This window comes from Pigmentiphaga sp. MLSB6-MA01 (genome assembly GCF_058793475.1).
In genome coordinates this window covers 25,801-44,884 of sequence record NZ_JBXAFV010000012.1, presented here as the reverse complement: position 1 = coordinate 44,884, position 19,084 = coordinate 25,801, and the positions used below count along the sequence as shown (strand labels likewise).

Here is a 19,084-nt window from a genome sequence, read left to right as displayed (position 1 = left end):
ACAAGGGAGAGGATTTCTAGCCGATGACTCGCCGTTCCCGCAGCGCCTGGATCGCGGCGTCGTCCAGTTCGGCGACCCCGTGCAGGACCGCGTCCGTGTGCTCGCCCAGATAGGGCGCGCGTTCGATGTCCACCCGTGAGCCGGACAATCGGATGGGCATGCCGATGGTGGCCCACGGGCCGCGTCGGACGTCGTCGATGTGGACGTACATGCCGCGCTGGCGGACGTGTTCGTTGCCGGCCAGTTCGCCCGTGCCCAGGACGGGCCCACAGGCGACGCCCAGTTTCGTCAGGGCCTCGAACATTTCCATCTTCGTGTGGCGCCGGGTGACGGATTCGATGCAAGTCCAGAGTTCGTCCTGGTTGCGCTGCCGCGCGGCCGCCGTGGCGAAGCGCGGATCGCGCGCCAGTGCCTCGCCGCCCAGGAAGCGGGCCAGCGGGTTCCAGGCATGCTCCTGGAGGACGATGTAGAGATAGTCGTTGGGGCCTTCGGGACTGCACCGGACGGTGTTGCCGGGCAGGGCGCCGCCGGAATGGTTGCCGCCGCGGGGCAGGTCGCCGCCGGCGCCGGGCTGGGTGCCGTCCTGCCCGTGGGCGAGCCGCTGGTGGTCGCGCCACTTGATGCGGCCCAGGTTCATGACGGCATCCATCATGGCGCATTCGACCCGCTGGCCCAGGCCGGTGCGCGTGCGCTGGTGCAGGGCGGCCAGCAGGCCGATGGCCAGGTGCAGGCCGGTGCCTGAGTCGCCGATCTGCGCGCCGCTGACGGTGGGCGTGGCGTCGGCCGCGCCGGTCACGCTCATCGCGCCGCCCATGGCCTGGGCGATGTTCTCGTAGGCCTTGAGGTCCTTGTAGGGGCCCGTGTCGCCGAAGCCCTTGATGGATCCGACGATCAGCCGAGGCTGGGTGGCATGCAGGGTTTCCCAGCCCAGTCCGAGCTTGTCCATGACGCCTGGCGCGAAGTTCTCGACCAGCACGTCGCAGCGTTCGGCCAGCCGCAGCAGCAGTGCCACGCCTTCGGCCTGCTTGAGATCGATCACCACGGATTGCTTGTTGCAGTTGAGCATCGAGAAATACAGGCTGTCGATGCCGTCGGCATGCCGCAGGTGATGGCGGGTGATGTCGCCCCGGGGCGGCTCGACCTTGATGACTTCGGCGCCCAGCCACGCCAGCAACTGGGTGGCGCTGGGGCCGGCCTGGACATGGGTCAGGTCGAGTATCCGGACGCCCTGCAGCGATGTCTCCATTCTGGAATCCTTATCCATGGGCCGGGCGAAAAAAAACAGGCCGCGGCCTGTTCGAAGTGTATTGCAGGGCGGTCCGCGCTAGCGCGACCCGGCGTAGCGGCCGACGTGTTCGACGAAGCGGGCGGGATCCTCAATCATGGGAAAGTGTCCGCAGCCATCCATGATGGCCAGGTGCTCGGCCGGCAGGGCCTGGCGCAGCGCATCCAGGCTGTCGCCCACCGGGCCCTTCGAGCCCAGGATGGCGAAGGTGGGCACCCGGGAGCGGGCCAGCCCCTGCGGGGCGTCGTACTCGCGCAGGGCCCACATCGCGTCCATCATGGTGTGTGCGCCGGCCTTGCTGCGATCGATGTTCCAGCGCTGGTGCAGTTCCGGCGTCAGGTTGCCGACGCGCGCGGCCACGTTGTCGAAGGTCTGGATGGGCAGCGCGAAATTGCTTTCCACGTAGGCCCAGCGGCCCGCCCAGGCCTGGGCGGGGCGGATGGGCGTTTCCACCAGGATGACGGCGCGCATCCGCTCCGCGTGGTGCTCGGCCAGGGCCAGGCAGATGACGCCGCCTATGGACGTGCCCAGCACGGTGGCATGGTCGAGCCCGTGTTCGTCCATGAAGGCGGCCACGGTGCGTGCATACATGGGATAGGTCCAATGCTGGACCAGCGGGTCGGAGTCACCCTGGCCGGGCAGGTCGATGGCGTAGACGTGGTGGCGCCGGGCCAGGTCCTCGATCACGAACTGGAACTCGAAGACGGAGCTGCCGTTGCTGTGCAGGAGGATCAAGGGTTCCCCCTGGCCGGCCTCGATGTAGTGCAGCCGGGTGTCCTCCAGTGCCGTGAAGCCTTCCGTCCATCGCGGGTCTGAACTTCCAACCATGTCTGTGCCTGCTCCAGGTCCTTGTCCGCCGGGTGCCGGCGGGACGGGTTCATCGTGCGGCCAGTCTAGCGAGCGGGGGCCGGCGCCATCAACGGCGTTGCGGACGATTTCCCGCGGTTTTGGAAAATATTCCGTATCATGGAAATATTCTTCAAGCTAATCCGCAAGACATGGCCACGACGACATCGACGACGCGCATGGAAGGCGCGCAGAGCACCGCCCGCGCGGCATTGCTGCTGCGGACGCTGGCGACCTTCGGATCCATGGGAGCGCCGCTGATGGACATCAGCCGGCTGACCGACCTGCCCAAGGCCACCGTGCACCGGCTGCTCGCGGCCATGGTGGACGAGCGCCTGGTCGAGCGCCCGGCGGGCACGCGCAACTACCGGCTGGGGCCGGACATCTTCGCTTTCGGCATCGCCGTGCGATCCTGTTTCGACCTGCAACCGCTGGCCGGGGCGTCCCTGGCCCGCCTGGCCGAAGGGACGGGCACCGCGGCGTACCTGGGCGTGCGCAGCGGCTACGACATGCTGTGCCTGGACAAACACGTGGCGGGGGCCGACGAGGCCGGTCTGCTGCTGGAGGTGAACGACCGCTGGCCGCTGGGCATAGGCTCGTTCAGCCTGGCGGTGCTGGCTTTCCTGCCCGAGCCGGAAATCCAGGACGTCATCGGCTTCAACCGCCGCCGCGTCCGCTCCGAGGACACCCTGACCTTCGAGCACATCGCCGAGTCCATCGCGAAGACCCGCCGCAACGGCTACGCCCGGCGCACGATGCGCTCGTACAAGGGCAACGCGGGGGTGGCGGTGCCGATACTGGACGAGCGCGGCTATCCCATCGGCTCCTTGTGCGCGGTGGCCGAGGCCAGCCGCATGAAGGGGGGCTACCTGCAGGAACTGGTGGGCAGGCTGCGGCACGAGGCCGCGCTCATCGCCAAGCTGTACGAAGGCGCGCGCCTGCAGCAGCAACAGGAAGAGAAATGGCGCGTAGCGGTGCGCGGGTCGGGGTCGCGGCACCTGCTCGGGTAGGCGGTTCCGGGCCAGTCCGATTGCTTTTCGATAATTCCATAATATGGAACTATTGGTATTTTGATGAGTGATCCTCCTGCCTATACTGGCGTCAATCAAAACGACAGGAGGAGATCACCATGTCCGTGCACCGCTGGCTCGCGGGATCGATGCTGGCCATCGCGGCAATCGCCGCGCCCTGGACCGCGCATGCCAACGACACCTATCCGGATCGCCCCGTCCGCCTCGTCGTGCCGTTCGCGCCCGGCGGCTCCAGCGACATCGTCGGGCGTGTATTCGGCGAGTACCTGCAGAAGAAGACCGGCCAGCCCGTGGTGGTCGAGAACCGCGCCGGCGCCAACGGCATCATCGGCACGCGCTACGTCAAGGAAGCGGCGCCCGATGGCTATACGCTGGAGCTGAGCACCAATACCACGCACGCCGCCAACGTCAGCCTGTACAAGCAGCTTCCCTACGATGCGATGGCGGACTTCGAGCACATCGCGCCCTTCGGCCTCTCGGCCTCGGTGGCCATGGTCAGCAAGGAATCGGGCATCGCTTCCGTCCGCCAACTGGCGGACTACGCCAAGGCGCATCCCGACAAGGCCTTCTTCGGCTACTACAACTCGGCCTCGCAGATGTCCGGCGAATTGTTCCGGTTGAAATCCGGCGCGCCGCTCAAGGGCGTGTCCTACAAATCCATCGGCAACGCCACCTCGGACCTGCTGGGCGGCCACATCCAGGTGATTTTCATGGAATACCTGCCCGCGGTCGGCCAGATCCCCGGCGGCAAGCTCGTGCCGCTGGGCGTGACGGCCAGCAAGCGCTACGGCGCCTGGCCCGACGTGCCCACCATCGCCGAGACCTACCCGGGATACGAGCTCGACTTCCACCTGGGACTGGTCGCGCCCAAGGGCACGCCCGCGCCCATCCTGGCCAGGCTGCACGCCTGGATGGACGAGGCCGCCCATGACCCCGCCTTCGTCGCCAAGCTGAACGAACTGGGCATGGAGCCGCTGCCGATGAGCCGGGACGCGTATGTGCGCTTCTCGCGCGAAAAGATCGACTACTGGGCCCGGCAGGTCAAGGCCGCCGGCGTGCCGCCGCAATGACACCGCAACGAGATAGGACATGGACATGCGCCTGGGTTACTTCACGATGCCGCTGCATCCCCTGCATCGCAACCCCACCGAGACCCTGCAGGAAGATCGCGAGGCGATCATCCTGGCCGACAAGCTGGGCTTCTACGACGCCTTCGTGGGCGAACACCTGACCGACCAGGCCGAGAACGTCACCAACAGCCTGCTGTTCCTGGCCACCCTGATCCCCGCAACCACTCGGATCAAACTCGCGTCGGGTACCTCGAACCTGTCGCACTCGCACCCCACGCTGCTGGCCGCCCATGCGGCGATGTTCGACCACCTGGCCAAGGGCCGCTTCATCTTCGGGATCAGTCCCGGCGCGCTGGCGTCCGACGCCGAGGCGCTCGGCATCCTGGAGCAGGATCGCAACCGCCTGTTCGCCGAGGCCATCGACGTCATCCTGGCCATCTGGGAAAAGAACGCCCCCTACGACATCGACCTGCCCGACAACCGCTTCAAGGTCACCACGGCCACCACCTGCGCCTTCGAGATCGGCCGCGGCATCATGCCCAAGCCCTACCAGCGGCCGTATCCCGAGATCGTCGGCACCGTGGTCGCGCCTTTTTCCAAGGGCGTCGTCGCCATGGGCCGGCGCGACTTCCACCCCATGTCCGCCAACTTCCTGCTGGCGCACTGGCTGCGCAGCCATTGGGACAACTACGCCGAAGGCAAGCGCTCGGTGGGCGTGGAACCCGACGTGGCCGACTGGCGCATCGCCCGGACCATCTTCGTGGCCGACGACGACGCCACCGCGCGATCCTACGGCAAACGCGACGCCAACAGCCCCTACCGCTACTACTACCGGCAGATGCTGACCAAGATGAAGATGTCCAACCGGCACGTCATTTTCAAGAAGCATCGCGACGAGGACGACAGCGCCGTCACCCTGGACCGGCTGGTCGACGAACTGGTGATCGCCGGCACGGTGGACGAAGTCGTCGACCAGATCCTGGCGCTGCGCGAGACCGCGGGCGACTTTGGCGAGATCGTCTACGCCGGGATGGACATGGTGGACAAGACCCTGGCCAACCGATCGATGGAACTGATGGCCACCCAGGTCATGCCCCGGGTCCATGCCGCCATTGGCGGCCGTTAGCGGGAGCGGGCCATGGCGCTGAGCGCGGAAGAGTTCCGGCAGATGATGCGGCGTTACCCGGCCGCGGTCACCGTCATCACCACCGGCCGGGCGCCCGACCGCGCGGGCATGACGGCTACCGCGGTGATGTCGCTGTCCATGGAGCCGGTGCAACTGGTGTGCGCCATCAACCGTTCCACCTATACGCACGAGCGGCTGGTGCGCCATGGCAGGTTCTGCGTGAACGTCCTGGAGCGTGGACAGATCCCGGTGGCGAAGCTGTTTTCCGGGCACGGGGGGATGGCGGGGGAGGCTCGATTCGGCGCGGATGACTGGACGAGTGCGCCGTCGGGGGTACCCATGCTGAAAGGGGCGGTGCTGGCGTTCGACTGTGCCCTGGTGCAGAGCATGGCGGCAGGTACGCACACCCTGATCGTGGGGGAGGTAGAGGCGGGCTGCCGGAGCGGGGAGTCGCAGCCGCTGCTGTACGTGGATGGAGGATGGGCGCGGGTCGAGCCGGTGGCGGAGCCGGGCTGACGAGTATGGGTCCGCGCCAGGCCGGTGGCAGCGGGACTGGCTCGCGAATCAGGCTTCGTCGACGAGCCATGTCCATGGCGGCGAGGAGGTCGGGGTCGTTTTCGATGGCTTCGCAGACCAGATCGATCAGGTGTTGGTAGTCCGGGTCCTGAGCCATCGGGACTTCGGCGGCCATCCGTTCACCTATGCCTACAACAAGGCGGGATTGATCAGTAGCCAACAGGGTGCCAGCGGCCAGTCGATCTGCTATGCGTGCTACGGCATACGCTTCGCACGGGCGAGACGCTGCGCGGTATCGCGACCTCCCTGTGGGGCGATGCGGCGCTGTGGTGGATCCTGGCCGCGATGCAAACGGACTCAGTGGCGATGATCCGCTGGTGGCCGGGACGGTGCTGCGCGTGCCCAACAAGCTCACGAACATGCACAACACGTCGGAGACCTGTCGGCCGTATGACCCGGGCAAGGCACTGGGGAATACCAGTCCGAGGCTGCCCGAGCCGCCTCCGCCGCCGGGGCGCGGTGGGTGTGGTGGGGGCGGTACTGTCAGTGGTGGTGGCTGTGGCGGTCACTGCATGGACAGGCGGTGCCGCGTCTGCGCTACTCAGTAGCAAGATCCTCGGCTGGGCGGCGGCCGGCGCATTGGGTTCCGTCGTGGGTCAAGCTACGGCAATGGCGACAGGGGTCCAATCCAGCTTTGATTGGAAGGGGGGAGCGATCAGCGCAGTTGCGTAAGGTGTGAGCTATCTCGCGCCGAATGCGATCGGCGAGGCGCAATATGGCGAAAGGGACTGGGCCCTTTTGAACAATGGAGTGGGTCCGGAACTGCGCAACGCCGTAGCGGGACAACTGGCTTCCGCGGATTTGGCCGGAGCGTTGAAGAATGTCAGCGCTAGTGATTTGCGGACGATGCAAAGGTTAGAAGAGAGGGCCGGCATTTCATCATGGGGCGATCCAGCGAAGCTGCAGATTCTGGCCAAAGCTAGCTGGGTACAAGGACCGCAAGGAAATTTGTACTTACCTGAGGAGCGGGCTGGGATCACTGCCTCCTATCTTGGACTGTTTTCTGGCATGTCCGAGGATCTTGTAAACGAAACGATGAAGCCATTCCGAGCTGAGGGACTTTTTTCTAAAGCAATTGCCCTGCCGAATGTTCAAAGCACAGTCGAATCATCTGAAGCATTGGGCATGCTGGCCCCTATCATAGTCGTTGCAAAAATCTCTCAGCCATTTCAGCCATTTCTTGCAACCGCACAGTTGGATGATATGACCGTCGGAGTTGGACGTGTGGTGGAACGGCTAGGGCAAGCAATAGAGAGCAATCCTATCGCAAAGCTGGGGCTGATGGTTTTGGATGTAGCAGCAGGCCCAGCAGCTTTTGCTGTTCGCCAAGCAATCTCCATGGCCGAGCTCGGAAAGTTTATTGAGCGCGGGCAGGAGCAAGCACTAGACTACTTGGTAGGCCGCTTCGACCTTGCAGAGTATGATGAAGCAGAGTCGGCAAGCGGTGCGATCGGGGCAATGGCTTTAGGTTCAGCTCTATTGAGTGGCGCAACGAAGGCTGTAGGTGATTTGGCGCGGCTGGCTAGGGGGGCGGGGCCAGTCGTGTACCAAATGCCGCCGCAGAAAGTAGAGTCGTTGCTCCCCTCAAGGAGGTGTCGCCCATGAAGCCGAGCGATTGGCTCAATTAGGGATACCCAAGAACAATACCGTTTTGCGACCGACGCAGGCCGACTTCGATAGCGCGGCATTCAAAGTCATTGTAAGAGAGCCGAAATTCACCAAGGGTGGATTGCCGAAAGGCACGATTTTTGACGGTACGGCGGGCGGAAATCTGGAGATTAAAGGTGGCGCCAGTATGTTGGACTCAAGCTATCAGTTCAGACTCCAAACCTACCGTTTTTTTGAAAACGAACACGCCCTTTACGATCGAAACAACCCGCCCGATCAATCCGGCTTTCCAGAGTTGGTTGGATCGATAGGGGCTTCGGTCGCGAGGCCGAAATGATAGGCGGTGCGGACGCTGACCTCAGAGGGGATGGGCTGTGGAATTCATGATGACGAAACGGCATGTCGCGAGGGGTGCGCGTGCCGATGCCGAAGTGAATAATAGAATCTATCTAATTAAGAACGCCTCTGAAATGAGGGCGACTTATCAGGTTAGGCTTCTTCTTTATCGAGCGACGCAAGAAGGTACGAAGTTGGTTCTAGACCTTCCAAAAGACTGTAAGTTGAGCAATGGCTTGAAGTCGTTGGCCAAAGAGTATCGTCGGCATTTTGAAATCACGAGAAACTGATGGGACTTTATCTAGCTATCTTTGATGGCGAAGAGGAGCTCGATGGCGTCGAGGTCGGTTCATATGCTGACTTCGGAACGTTCCGCTCCGCGGTTGCAACGCACGTAGAACAGGGCGTCGCAGGATCACGGTGTCCGACGCTGATGGAGCATTCTGACTGTGACGGGCAATGGTCGTCTGAAGAGGCCGCCCTATTGCAAGCGGAGCTGTCGATGGTCGCCGAAAGCTTCTTGGAGCTGCCTCCTGAACCTCTTGGGGATGATTGGAAACCAGAGGTTGCTCGGCTGTTCGGGCTTCGGCCGAACAGCCTTTATGACTGCTTTTTTGATGTAGACGGCGAGCCTCTCGTGGACCGCCTAATGGGCTTGGCTCAACTGAGTATGCAGCGGAATCTCCCGATTTTGTTCCAGTGAGGTCGAAAGCAAGATTGCGCAAGACGCGGCAGCGCGCAGGGCGGCGCTCGACCCCTACGGCATCGGCCAGATGACATCGCAGCCCGTGCAGGTCGAGGAAGGCGCGGTCACATCGCAGGTGCGGATAGGCCAATGAGCATGTCAGCCATCAAATCAAAGAGCATTGAGGCTGCAGCGGCAGTTGCAGCCTCTCATGGAAACTCCATCGTGGAGGTCTCTGAGGGGTGGTCAAAGGTAAAGCAAGTGGTCCACATGCAGGAGCCCTTGACGGAAGAGGCTAGAGCTGCAGTTCTAGCAATCGCGACATTTCGGCATTGGCTCGTAGAGCCGACACCGCAAAACGCTGGTGAGGAGGGGTTCACCGACGACCAAGAAAAGGTTGCGATTACCTTCCCTCGTTCGGCGAGCTGAGTGATGTGTCGCTACAAAGGGGATGCATCTTCAACCCTTCCCCGCCTGGTACCTCTACACCACCGACACCTCATCGGTACGCTTGCTGACCGACGATGGTGCGCCATCGCCTGAGTTGACCACCGAGCCTGCGCGTTTGCTGGCTGAAGTGGCTGCGGCCCTCCATGCCGCAGCCGGTCGCTTGGGCGAGCACGAGCTGCTCCACCTTCACAACTTCCTCGTCATGCAGCGCTGGCGGCGCTGAGTCGTCCGGCTGTTCGGAGCCGCTGCCGCAGGGCAGCGGTCAGTCCCGACCGGCGCCGGGGCTGACCCGAAGGTACGCCGCGCCCCAGCGGGGACACCGCAGGGCCGGGGGAGCCAGCAGCATCGAGTCGTGGTCCAAGCGCCGGCCCGCCCCCAGGCGGGCGATGTTGACGGGACCTCAGCCGATGCGACTGCTTCGAGCGTGAGGTCCGCCGCTGCCGGAGCGTGAGCGCAGGAAGCCAACGCAACGGGTATTCGGGCATCATCGCACCTTCCGCACAAGCGAATGGTATGGAGCAGAGTCGGCAAGCGGTGTGATCGGGGCAATGGCTTTAGGTTCAGCTCTATTGAGTGGCGCAACGAAGGCTGTAGGTGATTTGGCACGGCTGGCTAGGGGATATGGGGTCAGTCGTGTAGCAAATGCCGTCGCAAAGACGACGGTGCCTCAGGTGACGACCAATCGGTTAGCTGGTAATGCGTTCCATGATGAAATAGCTGGAGCACTCCGCGCGGAAGGCCGAGATGTCAGTGCCGAGGTGTATAAATCGACGCCTTTTGGGAAGCGCTTTATCGACATCGAAGTCAGCAAGGATGGGCAGGTTCTCGGAGGTGTAGAAACTAAGCTCGGAGGGTCGCGATACACACCTGCTCAGAGGACAAAGGATTGGTGGCTCAAGGTCAATGATGGCTACATCGTGAATGTTGTGAGAGACAAATGACCACGTTTTATCCCAAAGCAGTTTATGATGACGTTATGGCATCATGTACGCAAACTCTGCGAACTGTCGGCTATGTTCGGCGTGGATCGTCCCTACGAAAAGAGATGGATGGCAACGTCGCGGTTATAGAATTTCAAAAGAGCAGTAAAAGCAGTGCTGATGTAATTTTATTTACGATAAATGTTGGCATTATCTGCGGTCGGCTGCTCGAAGCCGAAAGATCTTTACCAAAGAAAGTCGGGATCGTTGACGCGCATATCCGGCAACGCATTGGGATGTTGTTGTCTGATCGGTCTGATAAGTGGTGGACAATCGAACCAAGATCTGACGCTCGCTCGCTCGTCGAAGAGATATCACGCCTCATCGAACGAGATGTCGTGCCCTATCTCGACCGTTACTTGGATGATAAAGCGCTAGTCGCGTTATGGGAGTCTGGGCAATCGCCGGGGCTAACAGAAATCCAGAGGCTGAAATATCTAACGAGGCTCAACACCACGAAAGAATGCGCAGCATGAATCTCATTGGAACTTGGGTTTTCGATGAAACGGATGAGCGCGCGCGCCGATTTGGGCGACGTGCTTCTTGAGTTTGATGAAGATGGTAATCTCACTTACGTCGTTCGCGGTGAAAAAACTGATCAAATTATCAAACTCCGCTATGAAATCGATGGCGACACCATTGTCACTGATCAACCCTCTGCACCGCAGACGGAACGTACGGCTTTTTCATTGGAAGATCGAGAGTTGACGCTCGCCTTCGGGGGCGTGCCCTACCGCTTCTATCGTTGGGAACCTGCACCGTAATCCCGCGGGATGCTCTGTTGCTGCAGAAAGGGGAGCCGGACCGATTTGGCACGCAACGGCAACGCCGGGCGCAGCGAGAAGCATTCTTGAAAACGGAATTGACCCAGCGTTTATGAACGCCAGCAGCCGGTTCGGAAAAGGCTTCTATGTAGCTGAGCAGCCGGGCACCGCACTGGCCGAACTTGCTCATCATGGCGTCGCTCCGACAACCAGAATCCGGTTTAGCGTCAATCAAGATGCACTGCGGGTTCTGGATTTAACGGATGCGAGCGTAGCCCGAGCAGGGGCTATAAGAGCGGGCCGATTTCTTCCCATACGCAAGCGCTCGGAACGAGCGCAGCCAACCAAGGTTAGAATGCAATCCGCTTCACATCGGAGCGCGCAGCGGGTAGCAATCTTGTCGTAATCCGCGATTTTAATGATGTCCTCAGGCCAGTGATGGTGACCCCAACAAGACCATGAAAATAGCTCTGGCAAAATACACGTGCGACCATTGCGGCAGCACCTTCGAAGCCCCGATGCTTGATGAATCGAGCTACGGCGAGTTCCTTCTTTGGTCATCGACCGGGAAGGTCGCTTACATGAACGCCTTTGAAGATCGGGTCTATTTGGAAGTGAAAGGTCTGCTGTCAGAAACCTTTGACGACCTTCGGGCCGATCCGTTCAGAGCATCAGAAGTCCTCCAAAATATCTTCGGGCCAATGGCCTGCGACGCCGATCCAACAGGGGCGCCTTACGCGATCGGTGCTCAACCAGCCTGTCCATTCTGCGAAAATGGGCATGTTGCATCGTGGGAGCTGATCTATCCGCCCAAGATCGTCGAATATGACATACCGGTTGTTACTCACGTCAGGTGGGACCGTCTGAGCGATGCGGAGAAGGCGGAACAGCTCGATCATTTTGTGGCTGATAGCGGCATGGGGTTGAAGGCAAGATAAAGGGCGCTTCTTGGGCTCTGTGCTATAGCTAGAGTGTCAAATATGATGGCATGCAATAGACTGCCGAGGCCGTTTATCTAAAGTGAACTGCCGAAATTTCAACCTGAGATCAAAGTCTCGCGTTTCAAAAAAATCATGGCATCGGGTATTACATCCTGCGATATTTCTACATAAGTCTAATGGCTATGCAGCAGGCCAGGATGAAGCACCAGTTCAGGCGAAAAGTCTACGCTTGTCAAATGTTCAGCAAACAATTGCGGGCCGCTCGAGAGTCTGATCAACATCGCTTACCCACCAATAGCCTAGTGAGTCGGCCCGATCCATCCGAGCCGGTCGTGCCTTATGAACACGCGGCGCCCGATCTGCTATACATCGATATCAAGAAATTGGGCGGCATCCCACGCCCTGGCCACCGAGTCACCGGTAACCGACGCGATACCGTCGAGGGAGCCTGCTCAGACGACGTGTTCGTGGTCATCGATGACCACGCGCGCGTGGCCTTCACCGACAACCCAGCCCTACCGGCCGCAGACCAACGGCAAGGCCGAACGATTCACCCAGTCGGCCTTGCCGGAATGGGCCTACGCCTACATCTATCAAAACTCTCAGCTCCGCGCCGATGCCATGAAAACCTGGCTACACCACTACAACTCCCGAGGCATGATGATCCGAAGAAATCAGGCAGGTCACTAACAACCCTTTTCCCAAAGTGAGAAAATAATGTGCCCTAAAATCAACGATACCGTCCGCTTGCTTGAGGCGTTTCCGGATGAAGCCCTGGAAGAGGGGGCGCTAGGAGTAATAGTAGCGGAGTTTTCAGAACCCGATGAGGCTTACGAGATTGAGTTTAGCGATGAAAACGGGGCCACTATCGCTCAAATCGCGTTGAGGCCTAGCCAATTTTCGGTCGTGATATGAAGTTTTCTTGCCGCTGAAAGTTCAGGAGCGCGATTTGGTGTCGCGACGTCAGAGCAGTTTTGACCGCTGAAGAGGCAGTTGTTGTTCATCATGCTGTTGAGCAATAGGCCTTACGAAATTTCCGGGGGTAGTAAGCAAAGTTTGATCAATTCTCGAGATATGCTGTATCAGCGAAACTTTGATCGCTATGGCAATAAGTATGGGCCTAGTTATGAAGCACAAATGAAAAATATGGTACGTCTGACGCTGTTATACAGGCGGGGTTTAGAACAAATCGTGCTATGGACGTATTAACAGGAATTGCTTGGATCCGATGGATGGCGACATGTGGAGGCGATGTGATGCACGAGGGCTGGGTCGTTGAAGTGGATGCTGAGGCGGGGCCATTGTTATTCGCTGTTCGAACTACAGAGCCTTATGACGCGGAAGATATCGTTAGAAGACAGTTTGCTATCTCGGAGGAGAGGGATGTTATTGCCATCAGGCCAATAACCGTTAGCGAGTTGGAAAAAATGGGCGTAATAAAAGACGAAGCAAGAGGTCCGATTTAATGCTGCTGAGAGGAGCAGAAATCTTGGATTGGTTATGCCGTGACCTCGATGCTCTCACAATATTCAATCGGGCTTAGAGTGACGCGCCTCGTTGTGCCGGATGTATGAGTCCAGGGCCTGGGTGAACTGCTCAATGCTCGTCGATCACTAGTTGCCAGGATGGAACGTTTGGGCTGCTGCCGGTCTCATAGACACCGACCTAAGCTTTTTGAGCTTTCTCGAACTGTATCGGGCTGACGTAGCCGAGCGTCGAATGACGACGCGTTGGGTTGTAGAACCGCTCGATGTAGTCGAACACATCGGCGCGGGCCTGTTCCCGGGTCCGGTACACCTTTCTGGCCGTGCGCTCAGTCTTCAATGAGCTGAAGAAGCTCTCCATGGCCGAATTGTCCCAGACCTCGCCTGCGCGGCTCATGCTGCAGGTGATGCCTTGCCCCTTGAGAAGCTCCTGGAAGTGCTCGCTGGTGTATTGGCTTCCTTGGTCGGAGTGATGCAGCAACGCGACCGGCTTGCCCCGGCGCCACACTGCCATCATCAGCGCATCGGCCACGAGCTGCGAGGTCATGCTGTCCTGCATCGACCAGCCGACGATGCGACGCGAGTACAGGTCGAGTACCGCAGCAGCATATAGCCAGCCCTCGGCCGTCCAGATGTACGTGAAGTCGGCCACCCACTTCTGGTTGGGCGCATCAGCCTGGAACTGGCGGTCCAACACGTTGTCGGCGATAGCATCGCGCTGGCCTCGGTTCTGTGGCAAGCCTCGACGTCGCGGCCTCGCGCGCAGGGCCTGCTCACGCATGAGCCGTTCAATGCGGTGCAATCCGCATCGCTGACCCAGTGCCAGCACGTCATGCCACACGCGCCGAGCACCATAGGTGCGGTCGCTGCCCGGGAAGCTCTGACGCACCTGGCTGCCGAGCACTTCGTCTTCCAGACTGCGTTGGCTTCGGGGCCTGCTGAGCCACGCATAGAAGCCGCTGCGCGAGACACCGAACGCCTCGCACATCATTGCCAACGGCCACGTCCCTCGGTGTTTCGCAACGAAGCCGAACTTCACATCGACTCCTTGGCGAAGCAGGCCGCCGCTTTTTTCAACAGGTCGCGCTCCATGCGCAGCTTGGCGTTCTCCCTTCTCAGACGCCCCAGCTCAGCCTGTTCGGGCTTCATCACGCCCTGACCAGGAAACGCCTGCTGCGGGTCGACCGCTGCCTCGCGCACCCACTTGCGCAATACGTTCTCGTGTACATCGAGGTCGCGTGCAGCCTGTGCTACCGACACGCCTCGTTCCTTCACCAGCTTGACTGCCTCAAGCTTGAACTCTCGGCTGAATTGCCTTCTCGTTCCCATAAACCACCTCCGGTTTCATCTTCCACCTTAACAAGGTGTCTTTGAAACCGGCAGCAGCCCACAGCGCGTGAGTTAGGCAATAGGCCGAGGATTCCTGTTGCCGTACCAGGGGCAATCAGAAATGCACCCGTGCTGTCGCAGTGGGATGGACGCCTGAACAACGTTTCGGCAACGCAGTCTCATCCGTTTTATGGTTCCCTCCATAACAAGCTGGCGCTTAGTGTTCAGGATGCCGTAGGAGCGATTGCCGGACCCGAGATCGTATTAGCCAAGGCGGGGGTGTTGTTCGGAAGTATGGTGAAGGGGGCGAGAGGTTTCGCCACAGAAAGTGCAGGAGCACGATTTGGTGCCGCGACGTCGAATGATTGTCGCGCAACTTTCTTTTCCGCCCCCCCGACGCTGAAGGGCCAAGTTATTGTTCATCATGCGGTTGAACAACAGGTTCTTACGAAATTTCCGGGGGTAGTAAGTAAGGCCGAGATCAATGCTCTAGAGAACTTGCGAGGCATTCCGAATTCACTGAATTCTGACCTTCATTTGAGCCAGATCAGGCTAGAATGGAACCGCTTCTACAAGCCATTTGTTGCGAGTGGAACACAGCCAACGAAGGCGCAGTTGCTGCAAAAGGCTACTGAAATCGATGTCAAACTGGGTTCTCAATTTAACCCACCCGTAGGAGGCGGTCGTTGACTAACTACCATATTATTGAGCCGGAGGTGGCTGGAGGTTGGGGGGAGGATACCGAATTTACCCGAACGCCGGGCCAACCTGGGGTGATCCACAAGCTCCATTATCAGTTCGACGGCTGGATGGGAGATGAGCTGCTTGAAAGCACGCCTTGTTATATCGTGTCGGAAAAAATGGCCGGAAAACTTCAGCAGGCACGGTTGTCGGGCTTCACTCTGGATGAGGTTGAAACTACTAAGTCAGACCAATTTAGAGCGCTATATCCCGATCGCGAATTACCTAGATTCTTGTGGCTCAAGGTAGAGGGCTCCGCAGGTCAAGATGACTTCGGAGTGACTTCCAATCTTCAGCTTGTCGTATCAGATCGCGCTCTTAAGGCTCTCTTGGATGGGGGAATCCCGCATGCGTCGGTAGAACCCTTTGTAGGTTGAAGAGGGCTGTGGTCGGTTCTGTTGAAGCCGATCTAAGTATTCTAGGTGGACTGCCGTCAGCGAGCAGGCCTCCCAGCAGGCGCTACAGGCGCTTGCCGAGGTCCCTTAGGATGCGAAGTACCGATGTCGCCGCTAAACAACGGGCTCGGGAGTACGTTACTCTGCTCTTTGCCTTCCGGTAATGCCCTCATTTTGCATGGGCCGCAGAAGTAGAAACTAAGCGGCCATGGCCAGCCGCTGTTTCGGAGTGATGCCGCCCAAGGCCATATTTGGGCGTTCGTGATTGTAGGACCACATCCATCGCGTGGCATGGTCCTGCACATGGACCAGGTCTTCCCACTCGTATTGGGACAGCCACTCGTAGCGGGCGGTCCGGTTAAATCGCTCGATGTAGGCATTCTGCTGCGGCTTGCCCGGCTGGATGTATTCGAGCTTGATGCCACGCTTGGCCGCCCATGTCGTCAGTGTGGTGCCGGCATATTCCGGACCGTTGTCGCAGCGAATCGCCAAGGGCCTGCTACGTTGCTCGATGATCTGCGATAGCACCCAGGCAACCCGCTCGGCCGGTAGAGAAAAATCCACCTCGATGGCCAGCGCCTCCCGGTTGAAGTCATCGATCACGTTGAACGTCCGGATGGTGCGGCCGTCGGCCAATTGGTCGTGCATGAAATCCATCGACCAGATCTCGTTCACGCTCGACGGCTCGGCCAATGGCTCAGGAACTGGCCTAACGAGGCGTTTGCGCGGCTTGATCCGCAGGTTCAGTTCCAACTCCCGGTAAATCCGATATACACGCTTATGGTTCCAGCCGAAGCCCCTGACGTTGCGCAGATACAGGAAGCACAGCATGAAACCCCACGTCCGATGGTTGTCCGTCAGGCGGAGCAGCCATTGTGCAATCTCTTCGTTCTCGGTCCTGAGCTTCGCTTCATACCCGTAGCACGCCTGGCTGATCCGGAACATCTCGCACGCCAGCCGGATCGACACGCTGTGCCCATGAACCGCTCGCTTGGCCATCTCACGTCGATAAGATGGCCTCACCACTTTTTTGCGAGCGCCTCCCCGACGATCTCCGCTTTGAGCTTCTCTTCGATGTACATCTTGCGCAGCCGCGCGTTCTCGGCCTGCAGCTCTTTCACGCGCGCCATCAGGCTCGTGTCCATGCCACCGTACTTCGAGCGCCACTTGTAGAACGTCGCCGTGCTGATACCCAACTCCCGGCACAGCTCCGGTACCGCCAAGCCGGCTTCCACCCGATTGATCGCCTCGATGATCTGGCTGTCTGTGAACTTCGATCGCTTCATCTGTAGAACCCTCTGTCCTAGAAAATTCTACTTCTGATCCCGTCGCTTTTTAGGGGGCATTACCGTACGTCACTCCGATACCCAGCGATTGAAAATATTTGCCGTTCCTATTAGCTAGATCCCAAGCTGTTGATCTTGACAGTATGTGTTCCAGAAACATCACCGATATGTGCTATGAACTTCCGATGTGCTTCAAGCCGTACCACGGCATGACGATAGCGTTTTCGTCGCATTGATGGTGTAATTAACTGTTTTTTACTATATCCAATGTCTGCCGACGATTGAGACCATGACTTCTCATCCTTCAACACTGCGCGTCATATTGTTGGTTTTGCTGCTCTTCGTTTCGTTATATGTGGTCAATTTTTTTCAGGCAGTCGGAGTAGGGCTGGCGTTTGGTGTGAGTTCTCCTTTCACAACAATCCAAACCGGGATCGATTTGGGATCTCGCTGGGTGCTGGACGCACTTGTCACGTTTGGTTGTGCATGGCTCGCGGGATGCAGGGCGAGAATCATGACCTATTCTTGTACGGCGATCCTGCTTGTTTTGTGTGCGATCCTGATGCTGATTTCTTCAGAGGCCGTGTCGCCATATAACTATCTAAGCCTCGTTGTGCTCATCACAGCGGTCATGGCTGGTGGTCTGGCAAGCCACTGGTTACGGACTCGAGGATCCACTGATTGACTACACTTTCGGTATTGAATGCCTCGATGATCAGGTTGTAAGAGTGGTTTGCGGGTGCAGATCGGACCGATTGCAAAAATGAACCTTCGCAAGGGCCTCGAAATTTGCCAAATTCTAGGCACGAGGCGCGGCAAGACCAGGGTAAGTACAACATTCTCCAGAACTCGTTTAACAGGTTGTATGACGGAACGAGTCGCTACAAGCTCCCGTCCATTCTGCAACCGCAACCAAGGTGGCGCCTATGAACCGTAGACAGTGGGCCCGTGCGGTCTTGAGCCTGCCTATCCTTACCAGCATCGGGGCGTGCATGGCGCAAACCAGCGACTTACCCAGGGTGTGTGTGGGCATCGGCATGACCATCGATGAATTGAAGGCGGGTTCGACCTATCCCTTTGCTACATCGCCATCGATCATCATAGACAGCGACTTCCAAGCCTTCCAGATCATCACACCTTACAGCCTGGTGTTCGTGGACGCGGCCGGCGAGTTGAAGTTGGACAACCTGGGCGGGCAGCGCGAGTTGACCAACATCACGCTGAAGAACGGCAAGGTGACGGACCTGACTGTGACAGTGCAGACCGGGCGGACAAACCTGCATCAAGCCATAGAGCAGGCCAAGGCGTTGCATCGGTGGTTTGCCGAGCACGGGTATGAAAAGTCAACGCGCGGCCCAGACTTCGCCGTCGCTTCGCGCAACAGCAAGCACGCGATTGCCCCCATCACGAGCTTCGAGCAAGCCGAGGCGGCATTCCTTGATCCGCAAATCAAGCTGGCGGAAATGGGCCTGTTTGGTCTAAGAAAAGGTGACGTGAATGTCGGTGTGAGCTTGGCGAATGGTCGTCGCATGCTTGCCAAACATGGTGCGAGGCACGATGACGAGTCCAATGCGAAGGACGAGAAGCGCTATGGCCTTGAAATGTTCATCGCCGAAACAGTGAAGCCCTACAAACCGGCGAGCTGAGACTCCATTTCAGAGAGAGAGTCTTCCGCAACCCAGCCGCTGAGAAAAACTTGGGCAGGTCAGCTTCTACACTTTCCGTAAAATTCCAATGCCGAGGTAAGAGTGGAAAAATTGATTCAAATGCTCAACGAGCTCATTAAAGATGTTGAGGTGCGTGCGCGGAAAAGCGAGAGTGTTGAATGGTATTTGCTAAACCATTTGCGGCGTTTCCGGGAAGCAGTCGGGGACTCTCAGTCACAACGTGGAATTGAGGATGAAGTGCTTATTTTGAGCCGCTTTTGCATCGACAGCATGGATTTGGAGGATCCTATTTTTAAAGCGACGGCCGCTATTACCGAGCAAGTTACCGAGCAAGTTACCGAGCAAGTTACCGAGCAAGTTACCGAGCAAGCAAGGCAAGCCATCTACTTGGTCCGCCCTGAATAATCCTGTTTTCAGGCGATTCCGTGTTGCCCGAAAACAGGATTATTCAGGGCGGACTACCTACAAAAAGGCGAGGCTGATC

The 19,084-nt window shown here is 59.0% G+C and carries 23 protein-coding genes and 1 pseudogene; 20 read left to right on the top strand and 4 right to left on the bottom strand.

Features of this window, described 5'->3' with window-relative positions; all coding sequences use genetic code 11:
* Positions 1 to 16 precede the first annotated feature (16 nt).
* Together AC1Q6E_RS19375 and AC1Q6E_RS19370 are read right to left on the bottom strand one after the other, a co-directional pair.
* Positions 17 to 1,246, bottom strand: coding sequence for a formyl-CoA transferase (locus tag AC1Q6E_RS19375; protein ID WP_492573330.1), 1,230 nt, complete (start codon positions 1,244 to 1,246; stop codon positions 17 to 19).
* A gap of 78 nt (positions 1,247 to 1,324) precedes the next feature.
* Complete coding sequence (locus tag AC1Q6E_RS19370; protein WP_492573329.1) at positions 1,325 to 2,113, bottom strand: alpha/beta fold hydrolase; 789 nt, start codon at positions 2,111 to 2,113, stop codon at positions 1,325 to 1,327.
* A gap of 170 nt (positions 2,114 to 2,283) precedes the next feature.
* Here AC1Q6E_RS19370 and AC1Q6E_RS19365 point away from each other — a divergent pair, with 170 nt between their 5' ends.
* The 15 genes and pseudogenes from AC1Q6E_RS19365 (at position 2,284) to AC1Q6E_RS19295 (ending at position 12,613) form a co-directional block, all read left to right on the top strand.
* Positions 2,284 to 3,141, top strand: coding sequence for an IclR family transcriptional regulator (locus tag AC1Q6E_RS19365; protein ID WP_492573328.1), 858 nt, complete (start codon positions 2,284 to 2,286; stop codon positions 3,139 to 3,141).
* A 119-nt stretch (positions 3,142 to 3,260) separates the two neighbouring features.
* Positions 3,261 to 4,232 (top strand): Bug family tripartite tricarboxylate transporter substrate binding protein, encoded by a 972-nt coding sequence (locus AC1Q6E_RS19360; protein ID WP_492573327.1) that lies wholly within the window; start codon positions 3,261 to 3,263, stop codon positions 4,230 to 4,232.
* Between the two features lie 19 nt (positions 4,233 to 4,251).
* Positions 4,252 to 5,358: an LLM class flavin-dependent oxidoreductase gene (locus AC1Q6E_RS19355; protein WP_492573326.1), complete on the top strand. Its 1,107-nt coding sequence runs from the start codon at positions 4,252 to 4,254 to the stop codon at positions 5,356 to 5,358.
* Positions 5,359 to 5,370: 12 nt separating this feature from the next.
* Positions 5,371 to 5,874: a flavin reductase family protein gene (locus tag AC1Q6E_RS19350; protein WP_492573325.1), complete on the top strand. Its 504-nt coding sequence runs from the start codon at positions 5,371 to 5,373 to the stop codon at positions 5,872 to 5,874.
* A gap of 735 nt (positions 5,875 to 6,609) precedes the next feature.
* Complete coding sequence (locus AC1Q6E_RS19345; RefSeq protein ID WP_492573324.1) at positions 6,610 to 7,539, top strand: hypothetical protein; 930 nt, start codon at positions 6,610 to 6,612, stop codon at positions 7,537 to 7,539.
* Between the two features lie 10 nt (positions 7,540 to 7,549).
* Positions 7,550 to 7,879 carry a hypothetical protein gene (locus AC1Q6E_RS19340; RefSeq protein ID WP_152792534.1) on the top strand — a complete coding sequence of 110 codons (330 nt, stop codon included), beginning with the start codon at positions 7,550 to 7,552 and terminating at the stop codon, positions 7,877 to 7,879.
* A 288-nt stretch (positions 7,880 to 8,167) separates the two neighbouring features.
* A complete protein-coding gene (locus AC1Q6E_RS19335) occupies positions 8,168 to 8,581 on the top strand; it encodes an Imm70 family immunity protein (protein ID WP_152792533.1) in 414 nt (137 codons plus the stop codon).
* A gap of 132 nt (positions 8,582 to 8,713) precedes the next feature.
* The gene (locus AC1Q6E_RS19330) at positions 8,714 to 8,992 is read left to right on the top strand and encodes a hypothetical protein (protein ID WP_492573323.1); all 279 of its coding nucleotides are present in this window, start codon (positions 8,714 to 8,716) and stop codon (positions 8,990 to 8,992) included.
* Between the two features lie 22 nt (positions 8,993 to 9,014).
* Positions 9,015 to 9,236, top strand: coding sequence for a hypothetical protein (locus AC1Q6E_RS19325; protein ID WP_152792531.1), 222 nt, complete (start codon positions 9,015 to 9,017; stop codon positions 9,234 to 9,236).
* Between the two features lie 313 nt (positions 9,237 to 9,549).
* Positions 9,550 to 9,954, top strand: coding sequence for a hypothetical protein (locus tag AC1Q6E_RS19320; RefSeq protein ID WP_492573322.1), 405 nt, complete (start codon positions 9,550 to 9,552; stop codon positions 9,952 to 9,954).
* Entirely contained in the window at positions 9,951 to 10,469 is a 519-nt protein-coding gene (locus tag AC1Q6E_RS19315; RefSeq protein WP_492573321.1) for a DUF4304 domain-containing protein, read from the top strand. The genes AC1Q6E_RS19320 and AC1Q6E_RS19315 overlap by 4 nt, the downstream gene beginning before the upstream one ends.
* Positions 10,470 to 10,493: 24 nt before the next feature.
* A complete protein-coding gene (locus tag AC1Q6E_RS19310) occupies positions 10,494 to 10,757 on the top strand; it encodes a hypothetical protein (protein ID WP_492573320.1) in 264 nt (87 codons plus the stop codon).
* A 458-nt stretch (positions 10,758 to 11,215) separates the two neighbouring features.
* A complete protein-coding gene (locus AC1Q6E_RS19305) occupies positions 11,216 to 11,695 on the top strand; it encodes a hypothetical protein (protein WP_492573319.1) in 480 nt (159 codons plus the stop codon).
* 299 nt (positions 11,696 to 11,994) lie between these two features.
* Positions 11,995 to 12,346: pseudogene (locus tag AC1Q6E_RS19300) on the top strand (integrase core domain-containing protein); the annotation flags it as partial.
* Positions 12,347 to 12,415: 69 nt separating this feature from the next.
* Positions 12,416 to 12,613, top strand: a complete 198-nt coding sequence (locus AC1Q6E_RS19295) for a DUF4926 domain-containing protein (RefSeq protein WP_152792526.1) — start codon at positions 12,416 to 12,418, stop codon at positions 12,611 to 12,613.
* A gap of 750 nt (positions 12,614 to 13,363) precedes the next feature.
* Here the strand turns inward: AC1Q6E_RS19295 and AC1Q6E_RS19290 are convergent.
* A protein-coding gene (locus tag AC1Q6E_RS19290; protein WP_492573318.1) for an IS3 family transposase occupies positions 13,364 to 14,511 on the bottom strand; the annotation gives its coding sequence in 2 pieces (ribosomal slippage) (positions 13,364 to 14,244 and positions 14,244 to 14,511; 1,149 coding nt in all).
* Positions 14,512 to 14,640: 129 nt separating this feature from the next.
* Here AC1Q6E_RS19290 and AC1Q6E_RS19285 point away from each other — a divergent pair.
* Both AC1Q6E_RS19285 and AC1Q6E_RS19280 read left to right on the top strand, forming a co-directional pair.
* On the top strand, positions 14,641 to 15,201 hold the full coding sequence (locus AC1Q6E_RS19285; RefSeq protein ID WP_492573317.1) for a hypothetical protein: 561 nt from the start codon (positions 14,641 to 14,643) through the stop codon (positions 15,199 to 15,201).
* Positions 15,198 to 15,629: a hypothetical protein gene (locus AC1Q6E_RS19280; protein WP_492573316.1), complete on the top strand. Its 432-nt coding sequence runs from the start codon at positions 15,198 to 15,200 to the stop codon at positions 15,627 to 15,629. Before AC1Q6E_RS19285 ends, AC1Q6E_RS19280 begins: the two co-directional genes overlap by 4 nt.
* 216 nt (positions 15,630 to 15,845) lie before the next feature.
* On the opposite strand, the gene AC1Q6E_RS19275 is transcribed toward AC1Q6E_RS19280, so the two are convergent.
* A protein-coding gene (locus tag AC1Q6E_RS19275) for an IS3 family transposase (protein ID WP_492573315.1) occupies positions 15,846 to 16,933 on the bottom strand; the annotation gives its coding sequence in 2 pieces (ribosomal slippage) (positions 15,846 to 16,681 and positions 16,681 to 16,933; 1,089 coding nt in all).
* A 289-nt stretch (positions 16,934 to 17,222) separates the two neighbouring features.
* On the opposite strand from AC1Q6E_RS19275, the gene AC1Q6E_RS19270 reads away from it, so the two are divergent.
* From AC1Q6E_RS19270 to AC1Q6E_RS19260, 3 genes are all read left to right on the top strand, one after another.
* Positions 17,223 to 17,618: a hypothetical protein gene (locus AC1Q6E_RS19270; protein ID WP_492573314.1), complete on the top strand. Its 396-nt coding sequence runs from the start codon at positions 17,223 to 17,225 to the stop codon at positions 17,616 to 17,618.
* Between the two features lie 352 nt (positions 17,619 to 17,970).
* Positions 17,971 to 18,579 carry a hypothetical protein gene (locus AC1Q6E_RS19265; protein WP_492573313.1) on the top strand — a complete coding sequence of 203 codons (609 nt, stop codon included), beginning with the start codon at positions 17,971 to 17,973 and terminating at the stop codon, positions 18,577 to 18,579.
* 102 nt (positions 18,580 to 18,681) lie between these two features.
* On the top strand, positions 18,682 to 19,005 hold the full coding sequence (locus tag AC1Q6E_RS19260; RefSeq protein ID WP_492573312.1) for a hypothetical protein: 324 nt from the start codon (positions 18,682 to 18,684) through the stop codon (positions 19,003 to 19,005).
* Positions 19,006 to 19,084 lie beyond the last annotated feature (79 nt).